General features: G+C 38.0%; 17 protein-coding genes. 8 read left to right on the plus strand and 9 right to left on the minus strand.

Going from position 1 to position 18,323, the window contains the following annotated elements; translation table 11 throughout:
* Positions 1–761 precede the first annotated feature (761 nt).
* The 3 genes from lpdA (at position 762) to OQX64_RS08545 (ending at position 3,690) form a co-directional block, all read left to right on the plus strand.
* The gene (gene lpdA, locus OQX64_RS08535; RefSeq protein WP_088302301.1) at positions 762–2,150 is read left to right on the plus strand and encodes a dihydrolipoyl dehydrogenase; all 1,389 of its coding nucleotides are present in this window, start codon (positions 762–764) and stop codon (positions 2,148–2,150) included.
* A gap of 139 nt (positions 2,151–2,289) precedes the next feature.
* Entirely contained in the window at positions 2,290–3,129 is an 840-nt protein-coding gene (locus tag OQX64_RS08540) for an MBL fold metallo-hydrolase (protein ID WP_265818445.1), read from the plus strand.
* Positions 3,130–3,690 carry a GNAT family N-acetyltransferase gene (locus OQX64_RS08545; protein WP_265818446.1) on the plus strand — a complete coding sequence of 187 codons (561 nt, stop codon included), beginning with the start codon at positions 3,130–3,132 and terminating at the stop codon, positions 3,688–3,690. It abuts the gene before it with no gap.
* 109 nt (positions 3,691–3,799) lie between these two features.
* On the opposite strand, the gene OQX64_RS08550 is transcribed toward OQX64_RS08545, so the two are convergent.
* The 8 genes from OQX64_RS08550 to OQX64_RS08585 all read right to left on the minus strand — a co-directional run bounded on the left by OQX64_RS08550 (position 3,800) and on the right by OQX64_RS08585 (position 12,592).
* Entirely contained in the window at positions 3,800–4,360 is a 561-nt protein-coding gene (locus tag OQX64_RS08550; RefSeq protein WP_265818447.1) for a biliverdin-producing heme oxygenase, read from the minus strand.
* 34 nt (positions 4,361–4,394) lie between these two features.
* Positions 4,395–6,725: a TonB-dependent receptor gene (locus OQX64_RS08555; RefSeq protein ID WP_265818448.1), complete on the minus strand. Its 2,331-nt coding sequence runs from the start codon at positions 6,723–6,725 to the stop codon at positions 4,395–4,397.
* Positions 6,726–6,802: 77 nt separating this feature from the next.
* Entirely contained in the window at positions 6,803–8,086 is a 1,284-nt protein-coding gene (locus OQX64_RS08560) for a S41 family peptidase (RefSeq protein WP_265818449.1), read from the minus strand.
* 3 nt (positions 8,087–8,089) lie between these two features.
* Positions 8,090–8,953 (minus strand): hypothetical protein, encoded by an 864-nt coding sequence (locus OQX64_RS08565; protein ID WP_265818450.1) that lies wholly within the window; start codon positions 8,951–8,953, stop codon positions 8,090–8,092.
* 277 nt (positions 8,954–9,230) lie between these two features.
* Complete coding sequence (locus OQX64_RS08570; RefSeq protein WP_265818451.1) at positions 9,231–9,842, minus strand: hypothetical protein; 612 nt, start codon at positions 9,840–9,842, stop codon at positions 9,231–9,233.
* Between the two features lie 269 nt (positions 9,843–10,111).
* The gene (locus OQX64_RS08575; RefSeq protein WP_265818452.1) at positions 10,112–11,062 is read right to left on the minus strand and encodes a hypothetical protein; all 951 of its coding nucleotides are present in this window, start codon (positions 11,060–11,062) and stop codon (positions 10,112–10,114) included.
* Positions 11,063–11,071: 9 nt separating this feature from the next.
* Positions 11,072–11,866, minus strand: a complete 795-nt coding sequence (locus OQX64_RS08580) for a hypothetical protein (protein ID WP_265818453.1) — start codon at positions 11,864–11,866, stop codon at positions 11,072–11,074.
* Between the two features lie 3 nt (positions 11,867–11,869).
* Positions 11,870–12,592: an HmuY family protein gene (locus OQX64_RS08585; protein WP_088302375.1), complete on the minus strand. Its 723-nt coding sequence runs from the start codon at positions 12,590–12,592 to the stop codon at positions 11,870–11,872.
* A gap of 388 nt (positions 12,593–12,980) precedes the next feature.
* On the opposite strand from OQX64_RS08585, the gene OQX64_RS08590 reads away from it, so the two are divergent.
* The 3 genes from OQX64_RS08590 to OQX64_RS08600 are packed head-to-tail and all read left to right on the plus strand — an operon-like array spanning position 12,981 to position 15,759.
* Entirely contained in the window at positions 12,981–13,796 is an 816-nt protein-coding gene (locus tag OQX64_RS08590; protein WP_265818454.1) for a heme/hemin ABC transporter substrate-binding protein, read from the plus strand.
* 1 nt (position 13,797) lies between these two features.
* Entirely contained in the window at positions 13,798–14,829 is a 1,032-nt protein-coding gene (locus tag OQX64_RS08595; protein WP_265818455.1) for a FecCD family ABC transporter permease, read from the plus strand.
* Between the two features lie 12 nt (positions 14,830–14,841).
* Positions 14,842–15,759 (plus strand): heme ABC transporter ATP-binding protein, encoded by a 918-nt coding sequence (locus tag OQX64_RS08600; protein ID WP_265818456.1) that lies wholly within the window; start codon positions 14,842–14,844, stop codon positions 15,757–15,759.
* A gap of 153 nt (positions 15,760–15,912) precedes the next feature.
* Here OQX64_RS08600 and OQX64_RS08605 read toward each other — a convergent pair whose 3' ends face one another.
* Positions 15,913–16,890, minus strand: coding sequence for a helix-turn-helix transcriptional regulator (locus tag OQX64_RS08605; RefSeq protein ID WP_265818457.1), 978 nt, complete (start codon positions 16,888–16,890; stop codon positions 15,913–15,915).
* Positions 16,891–17,120: 230 nt separating this feature from the next.
* Between OQX64_RS08605 and OQX64_RS08610 the strand changes: the two genes are divergently transcribed.
* A complete protein-coding gene (locus OQX64_RS08610) occupies positions 17,121–17,480 on the plus strand; it encodes a hypothetical protein (protein ID WP_265818458.1) in 360 nt (119 codons plus the stop codon).
* Between the two features lie 278 nt (positions 17,481–17,758).
* Entirely contained in the window at positions 17,759–18,286 is a 528-nt protein-coding gene (locus OQX64_RS08615) for a ferritin (protein ID WP_029284960.1), read from the plus strand.
* Positions 18,287–18,323: the final 37 nt, after the last annotated feature.

An 18,323-nucleotide genomic window follows, 5' to 3' on the forward strand; every position in this document is an offset into this window, starting at 1 on the left:
GGTGATTTTATTGCTGCAAATGTATGTATTAAAATTTAACACATTTTAACATCCAATGTTAAATTTACGTTAACAAACACAAAACTTTTCAACAATTCAGCTCTTCATTTAACACCATAACTTTCACTTTATCAAAGGATTGCTTAAACAACTAAATAATTAACATAAAACTGAATTAAAACTTAAAAATAATGCAGCAAAACCTAAATAAATCTGACAGTTCCCTAATAATTGTTCTTAACGATCGTGATGCTTAAGAATTTTACCAGATAATACATGCATCAGGCGTAATTTCTGAAAATAAGAAGTCATACTCAGGTATTCTAACCTAATTGGTATTAATTTAATAACATAAGCAAATTTCCTGGAAGACTTTTGAATAAGCAGCCAAATAATATAACTTCATACCCGTAAACTGTTAATAAAACTTCATTGTAAATTTTTTAGTTTTTACATGACTATCGAAAGAATCACCCTATCAATTAACATTTTTTTTTTAGTTTTGGGCTGTTGTTGCGTAAATGAAAAAGCGCAGGCATGTAATATCCGAACATTTAAAGATGTCAGAAGAAAATCAATCTGTTCGATTAGCGACTTTTTAATCAGGATATTACGGCAATAAAAGAAATAAATTAAAAAGAAATCTCTATATAGATAGATATGAACCGTCCATAATTAACTGCAACCATTCTTTAATGGAAATGATAATTTTAATGATGGTACGCTCCATCTGACAGATATAAAAAAACAAAAAAAAACAGATGAATTACGATGTTATTGTTTTAGGCAGCGGCCCGGGTGGTTATGTAGCTGCGATCAGAGCTTCTCAGCTAGGAATGAAAGTTGCTATTGTAGAGCGCGAATCACTTGGCGGTATTTGTTTAAACTGGGGCTGTATCCCAACTAAGGCACTGTTGAAAAGTGCACAGGTTTTTGAATATATTAATCATGCAGCAGATTATGGCATCACCACTGCAGAAGCCACTGCTGATTTTGCCGCTGTGGTAAAACGCAGTCGTGGTGTAGCCGATGGCATGAGTAAAGGCGTTCAGTTTTTGATGAAGAAAAACAAGATCGACGTGATCATGGGCACGGGTAAAGTAAAGCCAGGTAATAAGCTGGAAGTTAAAGGCACTGATGGTTCTCAAAAAGAATTGACGGCCAAAAACATCATTATTGCTACAGGTGCCCGTTCAAGGGAATTGCCGAACCTGAAACAGGATGGTAAAAAAATTATCGGCTATCGCCAGGCCATGGTACTGCCTGAATTGCCTAAAAGCATGGTTGTAGTGGGTTCTGGCGCAATAGGTGTTGAATTTGCCTATTTCTATGCCACCATGGGTACGAAAGTGACCATTGTGGAGTTTATGGAAAACGTTGTTCCGGTAGAGGATGAAGATGTTTCCAAACAATTATTAAGAAGCCTGAAAAAAGTAGGTATCGATGTGATGACTTCTGCATCGGTAGAAGCAGTAGATACCAGTGGTGCCGGCTGCAAAGTTTCGGTGAAAACGGCTTCAGGTATGCAAACGATAGAAGCCGATATCGTGCTTTCGGCGGCAGGTATTGTGGCGAATATCGAAAATATTGGCTTAGAAGAAACAGGCATTAAAACGGAAAAAGGCAAAATCGTTACAGATGAATTCTACAACACTTCAGTAAAAGGTTATTATGCCATTGGTGATGTGGTGAGCGGACAAGCGCTTGCCCACGTAGCTTCTGCGGAAGGTATTATCTGTGTGGAGAAAATCGCTGGTCAGCATGCTGAACCTTTAGATTATAACAACATCCCGGGATGTACCTATTGCACACCAGAGATTGCCTCTGTTGGGTATACCGAAAAAGCAGCGAAAGCCGCAGGTTATGAATTGAAAATCGGTAAGTTCCCCTTCTCAGCTTCGGGTAAAGCAAGTGCGGCCGGTGCAAAAGATGGTTTCGTTAAACTTATTTTTGATGCTAAATATGGTGAATTATTAGGCGCACACATGATTGGTACCAACGTAACTGAAATGATCGCTGAAATTGTAGTTGCCCGTAAACTGGAAACTACCGGACATGAAATGATCAAATCTGTTCACCCGCACCCAACCATGAGCGAAGCCATTATGGAAGCAGCAGCTGATGCATACGGCGAGGTGATCCATTTGTAGTCATTAGTCATTAGTCATTAGTCATTAGTCATTAGTCATTAGTCATTAGTCATTAGTCATTAGTAAAAATTACAAACCCTTTAGATTGTTCTAAAGGGTTTTGTAATTTTACCTGTTTATTTCCTAACCACCTCATTCCATGAAACTCCACACCATCAACACAGGCTTATTTAAATTAGACGGCGGTGCCATGTTTGGCGTTGTGCCTAAAGCCATCTGGCAAAAGACCAATCCGGCAGATGCCAACAACTTATGTACCTGGGCCATGCGGTGTTTGCTGATCGAGCAAGGCAATCAACTGATTTTGGTGGATACAGGGATCGGAAATAAACAGGATGAAAAGTTTTTCAGCCATTATTACCTGCACGGTGATGATACCATGAAAAAATCACTGGCACAATTGGGTTTCGGCATGGCGGATATTACCGATGTCTTTCTTACTCACCTGCACTTTGATCACGTGGGTGGGGCAATTGTAAGCGAAAATCAAAAACTGATCCCTGCTTTTAAAAATGCAACTTACTGGAGTAATGAAAAACACTGGCAATGGGCAATTGAACCCAACGCAAGGGAAAAGGCTTCCTTTCTGAAAGAAAACATTTTACCTATACAGGAAAGCGGACAACTCAACTTTATAGCTGAAAAAGAGAACATCGAATGGCAACCAAACATCAACATCAGCTTTGCTTACGGCCATACTGATGCCATGATGCTACCAAAGATCTATTATAAAGGAAGAACAATCGTTTATGTGGCCGATCTTTTACCTTCTGTCGGACATTTGCCACTACCTTATGTGATGGCTTATGATATGTTTCCATTGAAAACACTAACTGAAAAAAACGCTTTCCTCGAAGAAGCAGTAGATCAGAACTACATCTTATTCTTGGAACATGATCCTATTCACGAATGCTGTACCCTTCAGAGAACCGAAAAAGGCGTAAGAGTAGCAGAAACCTTTAATCTGAGCGACATTTAAATGATCCGGCCAGCAGCACCTTCCGATTCGAAATTTGTTGTTCCACTAATCATTCAGGCCATGGGTGAATTGGCTGGTAAATTTGCAAACTCCAGTGATCCCAAAATCATTGAGCAATTATTTGAACATTTCTTTAAACAGAAACACAACCAATATAGTTACGAGAACACTTTAGTATTTATAGAAAATGATCAGGTATTGGGCTCGGTTAATGCTTATGATGGAGGCAAACTCCTTGAATTAAGAAAAACGTTCCTGAATCACCTGGCCAAAAATGATAATCTTCTGAATTTCCATCCGGAGCCTGAAACCGAGGCAGGTGAATTTTACCTGGATACCATTAGTGTTCATCCCAAAGCACAGAGAAAAGGAATTGGAAAGGCTTTAATTAAAGCCGGCATTGAATGGGGAAAAAGCATGGGCCATAACCGCATCGGCTTATTAGTGGAAGTAGAGAACCAAAGAGCTTTAAAACTCTATCAGAATAAAGGATTCAGCATACAAAATCAAAAATTATTTATAGGCGGCTTATATTATCACATGGTCTATACCATTCAGTAACCTGTTCTTATTTTCATCACATTTTAAAAGCAACGGGATTTTAAACATTAATAGCCTCTGACTGAGTTAATCGTGAACTCAATCAGAAACCATATGCTCAAAATAAATGCTAAACGACGTTTACAGTAGCGAATACATCAGAAAAATGAATAAAGGTAGCATTAGCAGTTTTAATAGCTAAATCTTCGTCAGCAGTTGTTTTTGCAGCATTGTTTAACACGGCTATAAATTTACCCCACATTTGCCCCGTTTCAGAACCATAACCAGAAAAGAATGAAATACCATTAGTAATGCCACCTTTAGCAAGCATCTGAACGATAATACTCCCGCCCATAATAGATCCCTCCATCACATACAGTGCAGCCAGGGCTTCCAGTACATTCGAAATTTCAGGAACAGTAGTTGAAGGCAAATCTTCAAGAGTAAACCCTAGTGCTTCAATATCACTTTTTAAATACCCCGAATTTCTCCGATCACGGTAATCTGGTAATATCTCAACATTCAGGTAAGGCAGAATTTGACGCTCCAAATGACTAAAGTAGGCATAAAAGTGTTTCAGGAAATCTGCATATTCTGCCTCACTCCGAATAGCCTTGAGTTTTTTAATTACTTTAACTTCTAATTGTTGATGGGCAGTTTTAGTTGCCTCTTTAATGTTTGTGCTTAGCATAATGTTATGTATTTATGGTTGTTAAGTTGAAGTTTTAATCCTTGAATAACCTATAGGTGATTCCGGCTAAAATTACCCTTCCAGGTTGCCCTGGCATTAGTCTATCAGTATAACCTAAAATATTATCGGCCGTTAACCTAATACTTAGATGTTGTTTTAAAATTTTCTTTTCCAGGCCAGCATTTAATATCCAGAAACCGTTTACGAAAGTATCATAACGATCAATAAACTGATTTCCATTTCGATCTCCAAAGGGATATTTGCCCCTATAATTTAACCTAACATTCATGCTGGTATCCCAGGGGCGATAATTATAAAATGACTTTATGTTTAGCATGTGCCGGGAGCGGTTTTCTATCCCCCAATAATCAGCAGCACTTGCCGGATAGGACTGGCCTGTTTCCGGATTATGAATATTCTGGTTGTATGGCCAATTCCCCTTTTTAATACTATCCATTACACTTAAATCCTTAGCAATCAAATACTGATAACCAGCACTAATTTCCAGATCTTTAAAAATATTAATAGCTAAAGAAGCGTCTATTCCCTTATTTACTGCTTTAGGCAAATTTTGGTAAGTATAAATATTTCTATTGCCGCTGCCTGTGGCCACTTGTATACTGTTAATCTGGTTCCGCAGCTGATGATGAAAAACCCCTGCCTCCACTTTTATATTTGGTTTAGGTTTCCATTCCAAACTTAAATTAACAGAAGTACTCCGCTCAGCCTGTAAATTGCGATCCAGTTGATTGAGCAAATATTGTCTGATTTCACTAATTTCACCTTGTTGCTGCAACTGATTTAAGGTTTGCCTTAATACCTCATTTCCAATCACCAGATAATTAGCCGTTGGATTATAAAAAACCAGGTATCTCGATTTAAAATCTGGCGCTTTAAAGCCTGTACCAGCGCCCGCCTTAAAAGTTAAAGCAGGCAGAATATGGTATTGTAAACCCAAACTAGGGTTAACCTTACTTGCGTATGCATTGGTATAATCATATCGAAGTCCGCCGACCAAATCAATTTTTTCACTCAGCTGCCAATCACCTTGCAAGAAGGCAAAGGCCGTGCTCAACGTACCCGGATTAATCAGCGCCCCATTTTTCATGTTTTCCAAACTACCACCTAAACCAGTAGTAAATTTTAAATCATCAGATAAGCTGTAAGCAAACTGCTGTTCAAAGCGGTGCAGGTTCTGTACGAAAACATCTCGTGTTATAGGCCTATTATTTTGTTGCCAGTTTACACTTTGGTCTGATCGGAAATTGGTAAAGTAATAGCGACTCATACTTCTTAAACCCGAATTAAAGTTATAATCGAAAGTGCTGGACAGGTTGAGGTCTTGTTCATCCTGGCTATCACCAGATATTGCGCCCAGGCCAAAATCCTTGCTCATGAAAGATTTTCGCAGACCATAACGCCCACTAACCCCAAGAGTGCCTTTCGAGGTTAAGCGATAACGGACACGTCCCTGCAAGGCATAATTATCATATGGTGGTGCGGTTGTACCCAGCTGGATATATCTCGGGTTAGTATTAAAGCCATCAGTGCGGTAATAGTTTGCAGAAATATTAGCCGATCCTCTTTGTGAGGCGAATGGTGTTTCGCCTTCCAATGTTAAATCTGCAATATTTAAACTTCCATATTGTAGCGATGCTGATGCCTGTGGTTGCAGCGCGCCATAACGGGTAATAATATTAATTGCGCCACCCAGGGCCTCACTACCATATAAACAAGATGAAGCACCTTTTATGATCTCAATCCTTTCAATATTGGAAACACTGATCCTGGAAAGATCAAAATTTCCGCTGTTTCGACCTACCATAGGCTGGCCATCTATTAAAATCATAATATACTCACTGCTAAATCCTTGCATCTGCACCCCTACTGATCTGGCACCACCACCAATATTATTGACAATGGCCACTCCGGTTTGTTCTTTAAGTACTTCATCTAACCGGCGGCTACCCATTTGCTCAATCGTTTTTCTGGTAATTACGGTTATGGGCATGGCACTTCGTTCTACCTGGATTAAATTATCAGGTGCATTTAATTTAGCGGTAACAGCTACATCATTCAGACTTTCTGTTTTGGTGATTAATTTAACTTCAATATTGCTGGTTTCTTTATCTTTAATTTCGATGGTGGTCTGGTAATTCCCGTACCCCATCATACTCACCGCAATGGTATATTCTCCAATATAAATCTGCTGAAACTTAAATTTACCTTTACCATCTGTTTCAGTGATGTGGCCATCCGGTTCCAGGCGGATGGTAGCTCCTGGTAAGATTTTACCTGTAACATCCTTTACTTCTCCCTTTACACTTCCACGATATTGCGCCGGCAGTGCAGTATGCACAAGCATTAATAAGAAAAGTATAAACGAGGGTCTTAACATGAATGAGTTAAATATTATTTTATTTTTCGAAGCTACCTTAGTTATCATTTTAATCTCAATCTTGTTTCCTGCATACCAGCATCTGTTGAAATTTTATTACTGATTAAAGTTGACGATATAGGAACAGACATCACTTTTGCTGCTGTTTTAATTGCTGCCTCCCTTTTAGTTCCACCATTAATTGCCATAATAGCAGCTTTAAAATATGATTCTTCGGGATTTCCCAATTCTTGATCGGCTACACCCTGAACGGTAATATCAGGTGTCATGCCTGAGAAATAATCAGACCAGCCCGCCGCATTTCGAATCAGAAAACTACTGAGGTAAACACTGTACTGATCGATGTTGATACCAAAGAAGCCTACAGGTTTACCATATGTTTTTTCGCCGATTAGTTTTACATATAGATAAGGTTTTAAACAACTGATGAGCAATTCGCTCGCAGATGCTGTTTTACCCGACACAATAAAATAAACCTCCTCAATTGAAGTTAAGTTGCCTTTTTTATTAAATCTATAGGTATTTCCGCCTTCGCTATAATCAACATCGGCCATGGTAGCTTTACGCCCATGGTAGCTAACCATTTTGCCATCTGCATCTAAATAAGGTTGGTTTTTTAATATACTCGCCTGGCCAGCTTGCATTTTAGCATTGAATTGCTCGCTGTACATCACTTTTCCGGTAAGGGAGCCTGGTACAACAAGGTTGGCTATGTATTCTGCTGTTTCTATATAACCTCCCGCATTGCTGCGCAGATCAATAATGATATACTTTGGATTTCCACTAGCCAAATCAGAAAAGGCCTGATCGAGATTTGACTGTACCTCATTTAATTTGGGAAAAGAACCTAAAGCAATGTAGGCGATGTGAAGAGCACCTGATGAAATAAGTTTACTACTAAGCAGCACATTTGCAGAGCAAACAATGCCTGCCGTTGCTCCTGTAGTCGTTCGTCCTGCTTCGAGGTACGAATATTTGGCACTTCCTGAATTAACAGGTAGCTCATAGGGGGTATTGGTAACACTATTCAGCTTAAATTGTGAAATATCAAAAAGTTCTTGTCTAAAAGCAACCAAATCTGGTCTGATTCCTTCATATTTGAACCTTGGGTTAAAATTCGCATAGGATGGCAAAGCATCACGCCACAAATAAACCTGACTAGCATACAAAAAAATAGAATCTAGTGTAAACTGGGCACGTGTCCCCGTAACAGGTGAAATAATTTCTCCCGCTTCAGCAGGTAAGGTTTTATCCTTTTTACAAGCGTATGCACTAAAAAGAATGAATATTACCAGACCACTTACACTAAATATATTTCTATTTTTCATTTACTATGGTATAAGGGTTGTGGTTGCTGCCGTCGTAGTATTCCAGGTATACATAGAATATCCAAGTGATGCCAGTTTATCGGGTGCAGAATACAATTCAATGCTTCGGATGGCACCTGTACTAATGGTAGCAGGCAATGTGAACTTTAATAAAGTATTTGATTGCGAAGCGATGGGTGCAATATGGGTTTTACCACCTGGATCTCCGGTAACTGTAATGATTGCATGTGTGTAATTTCCATAATAATACTTGGAAGCAGGGGCTTGTAAGGAATAGGTAAAAGAAATCTGATCACCTTTTTTAATACTTTTTCCAGCCTGATCGAATTGGTAAGTACCCTTCGCAGATACAGGAGATGGCTTGCCAATGGCAAATGAACCTTTAACCAGGGTATTGGTACCACTAATCAGTTTGATCTGGAAATTACCTGTATCTAGTTTTCCGTCTAAAGGTACTGTCGATTGAATTTTATTCGACCATAAAGCATCTGTTGCAGAAAAGTGAATCTGATATTCTTTGTTTTGTTTATCAATCAGAAATACTTTGGTTTGATTGGAATCAGGAATGAAATATTCTCCGATAATCAGCAAACTCTGACCTAACCTGGTTAGTGCAATTCTATTGATTATAGGTATGGGTTGGTTGAGGGCTAATTTTAGAACGTATTTCTTAATGCTGCCATCTTGTGCAGTCACCACATAAGAAGTTCCTGTTTTCAGATTAATCTCTTGTCCGGAAGATGGGTTAACTGAAGCACCTGAAGATACCTTAATCTCCGGTGTTACCTTATCCTTTACATCTTGAAATGGCGGCCAGTATACAATAATACTATCTCCCTTCAGCGAGGCTTTTAATTCCTTATTCAAGGCATCTTTTATGATAAAGCTTTCAATATCTTTATATGGTGTATTAAGATATTCCTTTTGACAAGATGAAAACAACAATAGCGTGAACAGGCCAGATAGGAAGAATAATTTAGATAAGTAACGACGACACATATTTTTATATTTTATGGGTAAAAGGAGATTGTAATCGATTTTTAATGTTGAATTGGTAATGAGCGGTTATGTATAAAGTGAACGATATAATCTCCTTAAATAACTGACAATCTGATGCCATATCAGATTGTCAGTTAATGATTAATTACAATACCGTTCCGCGATCAAAGTAATAAACACCTCTGTTATGAGTAGAAGTACCTTCACCAACCGCACTGCTGAATTTAAGCGCATAAGTCGTAGATCCATCACTCACAAATACAACCAGGTTTTGAACAGCAGCAACAGTACCTCCGGTTGAATAGGTTAACCAACCATTAGCTGTTAAGCTCGTATTTGCAGCATTGGAAGTTGTTGCAATCCCCAGAGATGAAACTGTTGTCGCTGATGCAACATCAGACGCATCAATGGCAGATAATGCTTTAGTGGTATTTAAATAACTTAAAGTGTAGCCGCTTGCCGGGCTAATGGTGGAGTTATTGTGACTGGAAAATAATAACTGATGCGCAATGCTCCCCACCGTATCTTGTGCGCCGGTAATTACATTGGCGTAAACCGTACCAAATGCCGCACCACCAGATCTTGGGTTACCCCAACGGCCAACAATGGTATCGGCAACAGATGATACAGAGGCTTTAGCGCCTTTAAGGCTCAAAGGACCTGTAGTATCATTTTCTTTTTTACAAGAAGTAAATGCTAAAGTAAATAAGGCAAGGGCAAAAACTGCTTTGGAGATATTTTTTATTGAATTTTTCATGTTATGATTTAATAAAATGGTTAATGATTATTTTTAATAAACTAGAGGTAATTAACTAATTGTGACTATCGTTGCCGGTGTAGAGACTGATGTTATTACCCGGGATTTGCATTTCGTCTTTCACATTTATCGATAGCATGAAGCGTTAATATTAATTCTACGCCTGTGCGCAGGCATTTTTTGATGCGTTTTTTTTCATAGATTATAATTAAGGTTGAAGAAAGGGTTTGTTATACTGAATGCTTCTGTACACAAAGCAGACAATTTCTTTATTTAGGATTTACCGTAATGCTCATAGAGCGAAGAACAGGTGTCCATTTACCAAAATTGAATTCAAATCTTCCATATGCATCATTGATGACAGGAAAATTATCTGGTATTTTTAAAGTTGCGCTTAATCTGTTATAGCTTACCACTGGTAATTCTATACTTTTACCGTTTACCTCCACAAAAACCGATTTTAAATCTACAAATACAGTATTTTGCGCAGGCTGAACGGTGATGGTTTCACCCTGTTTTACCACATGCGATTTTGCCAGCACAACAGGCTTTATATAAACCAGATGTAATGGCTTATCCATTCTCACCTTATTGCCAAGAAAACTAATGTCAACCTGGTAGTAACCACTATCCAAATCTGCAGGTAAAAGTCCAATATTTAGGATGTAAGTATCCAAAGATACAGGCAGAGTAGACGCCGCTCCAATCAGATCGGGCTTAAAAGTCTTATTTGTAGCCTGTTGGGTAAGGGTTACATCAAGTGTAGCTACACTGGTACTTCTTAAGTTTCCATAAAAAACCTGTGTGGCATTAGGTGATCCTTCATTATTGCCCAGCGGCCAGGATAAACTCAAACCAGGAGGATTCTGCTGAATAACTTTAAGGCTATAGGTACGTACTTCACCGGTTGATGACTTGACCGAATAAGTTTGTTTATCATCAGTTACATTTACAGGCTGAATTGGGGAGGTAAGTGTGGCACCTTCATCTACAGCAATTTTAGGTTCAACAACAGTTAATGAATAGTAATAAGGTACATATACGGTAATGTTATTCTTGATATTATCAATGGCACCATAAATAACGGTATCCTTTATATTAACCACGGTAAACGAAGTAATTCTATTTTGAACAATATGTTCATAATCAACTGTTTTTTTACAGGCAAAAAAATGGATGGACGTGAAAGCCATTAATACATATGGGTATAGTCGTTTCATAAAAATTAATTATTTAATCTCAAATTTGGTGCTGCCTGCCGGAACGATTACGTATTCGAATGTGAAAAACATGTGGGGTGTATTACGCATCATCTTATCCGTAGTGAAAACATCTTTATAGCAACTAATCATTTTGATTTTAGCAAAATCACCTTTGGCCGTACGCACAATAATTGTCCTTGGTTGTGTCTTTTGGCCGTTAGCCAATGTAAAGGCATTGCCCAGCGCATAAGCCACATGTTTCTTATCATAGCTGCCATCACCAACTATACTCCCGTTAAAATCATATAGGTACCATCCAATTCCTACACCGAATTCACCCATGTCATCAGTTCCTATTAATGCTCTTGCTGTTTTAAATGCTGAAGCAACGGGTATATCCGTTAAATCTTCAAATGATTTGGCCAAAATGGTTATCCCACCAGCACCTGGACCGGTATAACCTGCATTATCGCTGTTAGATCCGTTGTTCCCACCCATAAAACTGTTGTATAGCCCACTAAAAGAGATATCCCAAAAAGAAGTTTTCCCATATGTTGCAGGCTGCATTTTTTTATAATCCAGGCTAAACAACACTTCAGGTTTGGGCGCTGTGGGGTTGCTATCGTCTGTTTCAACCTGAAGATTTTCTACCCGCTGTACCTTATAGTAAGGCACCATATCCAGGGAACGGGTTGATGTAACAGGTTCTTTTTCTGTTGCCACAAGCTTATCCTTTTTGCATGATGCAAAAAAAGTTATAAGCATAAGCCCTACAGAAAGTTGTTTAAAAACCCTTGTTGCTGTTTTCGATATATTCATCATTAATTATTTTGTTTTTAAATTCTTACTGCCGTTTTGCTGTACATAATATTTAAAAGTGAAATAGGGTGCCGGCCAATTCAGGTCAGTAACACTTGGTGGATTTCCTTTATAAGCATTAATGAGTTGTAATTTGGCGTATTTACCATCTGGTAATCTGATGGCATAGGTTCTGTTTGGAATTGCCTGCATAATGTGCGTACTCAGGCTATAGAAAAACCAGCCATTGGCACTTGCCGATGATGCCCAGCCGATTTTAGTAATCGTACTCGCATCAAAAACCTGATCTGAAGGTGCCTGATCAACCAAATCGTATTGCTGCTCCAGCATCACTACTGCACTTTCTGCATTTCCTTCAAAACCTGGATTATAGCGGTATTTTTTATCGTTCACATAAACCTCACTGTTATAAGGGCCGGTAAAAGCCAGATCCCAGTCTTTACCTTTAAGCCATTGTGCCGAATCTGTCGCATTACGAATCCAGATTTGTTTCTGATCCTTGAGTCGGAATAAAAAAATATAAAAGGGACGAGCTTCTTTCCCCGGTGTAGCACTTCCCATTGCTGCCTGGGTATCTCCAGCCAAATCGGTAATCACGGTACTATTTCCATCCTGTAATTGCTCATTTGGGTCAGATTCCTCCTTTTTGCATGATGAAATCAGTATAAGAAAGGTGAAGCATAACATACTTAATGGCTTCAACTTAAAAATTGATAAGTGTTTTTTCATTTTATTTATTTTGATTTCCGGATGCGAGCTGCTTAACACGATATTATTATTTTTAATCATTCTAAATAAGAGCTATGCAAACATCTGCATTCGTTGTCATAAACGATTTGTTCAATCCGTATTTTCTTTTGTGCTATCCGTATTTTATTTTGTGCAATCCGTATTGTTTTCACCTATGTTTTTAAATAAGCATCACTTACAACCTCTTCAAAAAACAGACAAAAACCTTTAAATCAGAAACTTGAAACAAAATAACAGATAAATTGATACTCAAAATCGCACATGAAGGCTTCTAGTGTCTACTTGCATTTGGAAAAATTAAAGACTTGTTTTGTGCATACAGAAAAAAGAAGAAATGTATAATAAGCACAGTAAGAATATTTTTTTGATGTCCGCAATATTTGTATTTGTGGTTGCCGCCAATGCTATTGCACAGCCCAAAAGAATAGTAAGCCTGGGTGGTGCAATCAGTGAAACCGTAAATGCCCTGGGGCTTGGTAAACATATAGTAGCAGTTGATGTAACCAGTGTTTACCCTGAATTGATTAATCAGTTACCTAAGGTGAGCAGAAACAGGGCATTGTCTGCAGAATCAATTCTGTCCTTTCATCCCGACCTGATTCTTGTTCCGGAGGGCGATCTTCTAAAAGCGCATTTATCACAATTTAAATCAATGGGTATTCGCGTGGTACAGGTGCGGCAGGAATATTCAGTTTCTGGCGCATTAAAATTCATCAGGCAGATTGCCGCAGCAGTTTCCATGCCTGAGCAGGGAGAAATAATGGCTCGAAATACTGAATTGCAAATTAAAAAAGCCCAATCCGAATTAAAGAAAGGTCCTCAACTGCAGAAAGTGCTCTTTATTTATGCCAGAGGTGTAGGAACAATGAACGTAGCTGGTAAAGGCAGTAGCATTGATGCCATCATTCAACTTGCCGGAGGAAAAAATGCAATACAGGAATTTAATGAATTTAAACCCTATACTACAGAAGCATTGATTAAAAGTAATCCGGATGCAATCCTCATGTTTGATTTTGGTGTGAGCAGCCTGGGCGGTAAAGAGGCCATTTTAAAAATGCCTGGTGTTAAATATACCAATGCAGGAAAAAATAAAAAAATCATTGAAATGGACGGATCATTATTGATCAACTTCAGCACCAGACTGGCAGATGCCATCAGGGCATTAAATGCCAGAATCTATTAACATGAAAAGATTATTGATTTACCTTACACTCGGTTTTGCACTTCTTGCTTCTGTTGGGTGTTCGCTTTCTTTTGGTGCCATGAATATCCCCTTTCAGGAAATTTTTATGGTGCTACTTAAATCTATAGGACTTTATGGAAAGCCTTTAGCAGATCCTTTAAATGAAGGTATTATCATGATGATCAGAATGCCAAGGGTAATTTTAGGTATATTAGTTGGTGCAGCCTTAGGTATTTCTGGAGCCGCTATTCAAGGCATTTTCAGAAATCCCCTTGCTGAGCCTGGTTTGATTGGCATTTCTTCAGGAGCATCTTTAATGGCTGTATTAATTATAGCGTTTGAAACACTTTTATTTTCCGGACTTTCCGAAATTTTAGGGAATTACGTACTGGCATTTGGGGCATTTGCAGGTGCTGGTATTGCAGCTTTACTTGTTTATCATCTTTCTAAAACGGATGGACAAGCCAATGTTGTTACCATGTTATTAGTTGGTATTGCCATTAATGCCATGGCAGGTGCGCTTACCGGCCTGATCAGTTACCTTGCAAATGAACAGCAACTTAGAAGCATTACTTTTTGGATGTTAGGCAGCCTTGGAGGTGCTACCTGGCAAAATGTTCGCTGCCTGTCACCATTTGTCATCATTCCGGTGTTGGCACTTCCATTTTTTTCAAAAGGATTAAATGCTTTTGCTATCGGAGAAAAACAAGCAGAGATGATAGGTTTAAATCCTGGTTTGATAAAATCAATGGTGGTCTTGTTATCAACCATGGCCGTTGGTGCATCCGTATCTTTTTCTGGAATTATTGGTTTTGTAGGTTTGTTGATACCACACCTCGTTAGGTTAATTGGTGGAGTAGATCATAAGTTTGTATTACCCGCCTCTGCCCTGCTTGGCGCATTGGTACTTACCTTTTCAGATCTTGTAGCCAGGTTAATTATTCAACCAATAGAACTTCCTATAGGTGTAGTAACCGCTTTAACTGGCACACCGGTATTTCTTTATATACTTATCCGTGATAAAAAAAATTAGCCCGTTAAAATCATGATGTTAAGAATTCAATCCATTGGCTATAAATTAAATCAGCGTGATCTGATCAAAGACGTTTCCTTAAGTGCCAAATCTGGCGAAGTCATTACCATTCTGGGCGCAAATGGTGCTGGTAAATCTACTTTATTAAGCATGATTTCAGGAGAAAGAAAACCATCTTCAGGCAGAATAATGATTGATGGAAAAGAGATTTCTAGCTTTAGCCGAAAGGAACTTGCTGTTAAAAGAGCGGTGCTCCAACAGCATAACCCTATAAGCATTGGCTTTTCTGCCTGGGAAGTGGTAATGATGGGCAGATATGGAAGATTTCGCAATCAATCTGCTAAGGTAGACAGAATAGCAGTTGAAGAAAGTATTGCCATTTGCGGACTTGACGATTTTGCTGATCGATCGATGTTAACTTTATCTGGTGGCGAACAACAGCGGGTACATCTGGCCAGAACATTAGCACAAATATGGGACTGTGATGATGCATTATTATTACTTGATGAACCCATCAATAACATGGATATGCAATACCAGCATCAAACCATGGCGATTGCAAAAGCATTCGCAAAAAAAGGATTTATCGTCATCATGGTGCTGCATGATGTTAATTTAGCCGCTCAATACTCCAGTCGAATCATCATGATGAAAGATGGGCGTAAATGGTGGGATGGATCGCCAGCAGAAGTACTTACACCACAACATATGTTCACTGCTTTTTCGGTTCATGCCTTAACGCATACTGATTTGAGCAGCTTAAAGACCATTGTAGTTCCCAAAGAAATTATTTTGGAGGCCAGTACCTTTAATTCGAACTTTCTAAAAACAGGAGAAAGGGAATCAGGTTCAGAAAAACTAATAGAGATGCATGTAAATAAAAACCTCCTCTTTAATGAGCAACTCAAGAAATTAACTTACAAATCTTAAAAGGCTGATAAGTCAAATCTTCAACTTGCGAAATTCCAAAGGACTGAGCGCAGCAGAATTCGTCAGTTTAATAAGCAAACCAACGAGACCGGCGAAGTTTCCTCATTACACTATCCTGCTAAACTGCGCAGGTCAATGTTAAATTGGCCGACATCAAACCCTGATATCGCTGGGAAGTATGCCATAGTATTTTTTAAAAGCATTGGTAAAGCTAGCCTGATGTTTAAATCCAACATGTATCCCAACCTCATACATATTTTTCCTTTCTTCTATAATCATTCGTTTTGCATTTTCCATTCTTAGCCGGGTAATGTAATCATATATAGTGCTGCCAAAATACTTTTTAAAGCCATTTCGAAGTTTAAACTCATTCAATAATACCATTTTAGAAAGCTGCTTATGAGTTGGAGGGGCCATATATTGTTGCTCTAAAATTTCCCTGGCCTCTTCTAATCTCGGAATATCACGTTCAATCAAGTCATCCTTGCCTGTTTCCATGAACAGACTAAACTGCTCAAGCTGGTACAAAATCAATTCTGTTATCCTCGCATCAGTAAAAAGTCTTTTTAGCTCTCCTTCCTGCTTTGATGATCGGATGGCTTCAATGGTATGGCGCATTTCAGGTGTGGCATATAAATCTTGCTTACCAAAAGATGTGGTTTTTCCCTTCTGCATCTCCTGAACAAAATGCTCATGAAGAGGAGAATAGAGATCAACCAGGTTTAAGTAATAATCTTTAGAGAGTACAATCATAAAATAAATAAAATCGATATCCTTTTTTATTTCATATGCCTGTTTTGATGAAGGTATATATCTAATGTTGTGCCTGCTATGTCCGTATCTGCTTGCTTGTTTCCTATTTAAGCCATTTGTTTCCTTACTTAATATAAACTGACTGGTAACCGCTTCTCCATTAATCTCGGTTAATATCCTGGTGGGTTTTTCAAATCGCATTTCAGAATAAATAAGAAAAAGGCCATTGGTAGATAGCTGGTAATTTTGAATGTCTGCCGGAGTTTCCTTAATTGATAAAACTTTTTCTGATAATCGGTGATCCGGTATATACTTATCGGGTATTTCTTCTTTAAAAAGAAAATCTTGATGGTGTTCTATTCTGGCACTAACAATCATGATGATTTGGATTAGCTGATTAATTTAATCGTCAAATATAGGCATAATTTATAATCATTCTAAATAATACTCATAGTAGTATGGATATCAGTTTATAAATGCTTGTCAGCTTTTATAAACTGATATATAAAAACCTACCTGATTTTTTTGATCATCATGATCAATCTCAAATTTGATTTTTTTTATATTTTATTTGTATTTAATCTAAATAATAGGCAGTTTTGCAATAGATGGAAAAAGCGTGTATCGATATTAATCAACTAATTAACGTATTCTCAAACTACGAAGGAGCTGTTTATCAATCTGATAAGTTAAACTGCTTTTACGTGGATTTTGGCGGTAAATTTGCCCGTTACAATTGCCTGTCACTTCAAAAATTAAAGAAAGTTGTAGAAGAAATCGATATTGAGGCACTCCTACTGAATACTCATAAAGCCGATTTCGAATTGGTTACCTTTAATGGATGTGAGCATATCTACCTATTAAATGCACTGGAAATTATTGCCTTAAAAGATTTATTACACGGTACTTTTACCATGTTTAACTTAAATTACATGGTAAACGACTGCCTTTACAGGTTGGTTTATTAACCCATTATTTCATTGGTAAAAGATTGAGTTTTCATTTGAAAGATACTGTTCAATGAAAATTGCAGTTTGATAAGGCTGGCTATCCCCCTGTCTTCCAATTAGTATCCGTTTGGCGTTATCGTCTTCTGTCTTCAATTTATTTTATATCTCGCTATCACTATTTAAACTCATTATAAATACTTACTTATCAGCAATTTAGACTAATTTCATATAGTAAATAATTTACAATTATGAACAATTCTGTGTTACATTTGTATTGTTATTAAAGCACAGAAATTATGAAAGATTTAATGCGTATTAAATGTTTAATATCTGAGGATATTGAAACACTTTTAAATCAGCAGATTAAAAAAGAGGCACACTCTTCATCACTATATTTATCAATGGCATCATGGTGTAACCAAAATGGCTACGACTTCTCTTCAGATTATTTCACTAAACAATCAGAAGAAGAAAGAATGCACCAATTGAAATTATTCAAGTATGTTTTAGATATGGGAGGAAATGCGATCTCTCCGGAAGTTACCGGAATTAAAACTGACTTTGCTGGATTCAGAGAAGTTTTTGAAGATGCCCTGGAAGCTGAAATTGCCATTACCCAGAGTTTCAAAAACCTAGCTTCAAGATGTTTGAAGGAACAGGATTTTGTAACCATGGAATTTTTAAACTGGTTCCTGAAAGAGCAACGTGAAGAAGAATATAAAGCACGCCGTGCACTCGAATTATTTGAAGTTATTGGCGAAGAAGGAACAGGAAGATGGGAAATTGACAAACATGTTAATGACATCACCTACTCGGAAGATTAATTCACGACTAACAAAACATATAGCCGAAGCCATCTTA

The organism is Pedobacter sp. GR22-10 (genome assembly GCF_026239715.1).
Taxonomy (GTDB): domain Bacteria; phylum Bacteroidota; class Bacteroidia; order Sphingobacteriales; family Sphingobacteriaceae; genus Pedobacter.

Coding starts and splice junctions, on each gene's coding strand:
- lpdA (WP_088302301.1), top strand. CDS start 762: ATGAATTACGATGTTATTGTTTTAGGCAGCGGCCCGGGTGGTTATGTA.
- OQX64_RS08540 (WP_265818445.1), top strand. CDS start 2,290: ATGAAACTCCACACCATCAACACAGGCTTATTTAAATTAGACGGCGGT.
- OQX64_RS08545 (WP_265818446.1), top strand. CDS start 3,130: ATGATCCGGCCAGCAGCACCTTCCGATTCGAAATTTGTTGTTCCACTA.
- OQX64_RS08550 (WP_265818447.1), bottom strand. CDS start 4,360: ATGCTAAGCACAAACATTAAAGAGGCAACTAAAACTGCCCATCAACAA.
- OQX64_RS08555 (WP_265818448.1), bottom strand. CDS start 6,725: ATGCTTGTGCATACTGCACTGCCGGCGCAATATCGTGGAAGTGTAAAG.
- OQX64_RS08560 (WP_265818449.1), bottom strand. CDS start 8,086: ATGAAAAATAGAAATATATTTAGTGTAAGTGGTCTGGTAATATTCATT.
- OQX64_RS08570 (WP_265818451.1), bottom strand. CDS start 9,842: ATGAAAAATTCAATAAAAAATATCTCCAAAGCAGTTTTTGCCCTTGCC.
- OQX64_RS08575 (WP_265818452.1), bottom strand. CDS start 11,062: ATGAAACGACTATACCCATATGTATTAATGGCTTTCACGTCCATCCAT.
- OQX64_RS08580 (WP_265818453.1), bottom strand. CDS start 11,866: ATGATGAATATATCGAAAACAGCAACAAGGGTTTTTAAACAACTTTCT.
- OQX64_RS08585 (WP_088302375.1), bottom strand. CDS start 12,592: ATGAAAAAACACTTATCAATTTTTAAGTTGAAGCCATTAAGTATGTTA.
- OQX64_RS08590 (WP_265818454.1), top strand. CDS start 12,981: ATGTCCGCAATATTTGTATTTGTGGTTGCCGCCAATGCTATTGCACAG.
- OQX64_RS08595 (WP_265818455.1), top strand. CDS start 13,798: ATGAAAAGATTATTGATTTACCTTACACTCGGTTTTGCACTTCTTGCT.
- OQX64_RS08600 (WP_265818456.1), top strand. CDS start 14,842: ATGATGTTAAGAATTCAATCCATTGGCTATAAATTAAATCAGCGTGAT.
- OQX64_RS08605 (WP_265818457.1), bottom strand. CDS start 16,890: ATGATTGTTAGTGCCAGAATAGAACACCATCAAGATTTTCTTTTTAAA.
- OQX64_RS08610 (WP_265818458.1), top strand. CDS start 17,121: ATGGAAAAAGCGTGTATCGATATTAATCAACTAATTAACGTATTCTCA.
- OQX64_RS08615 (WP_029284960.1), top strand. CDS start 17,759: ATGAAAGATTTAATGCGTATTAAATGTTTAATATCTGAGGATATTGAA.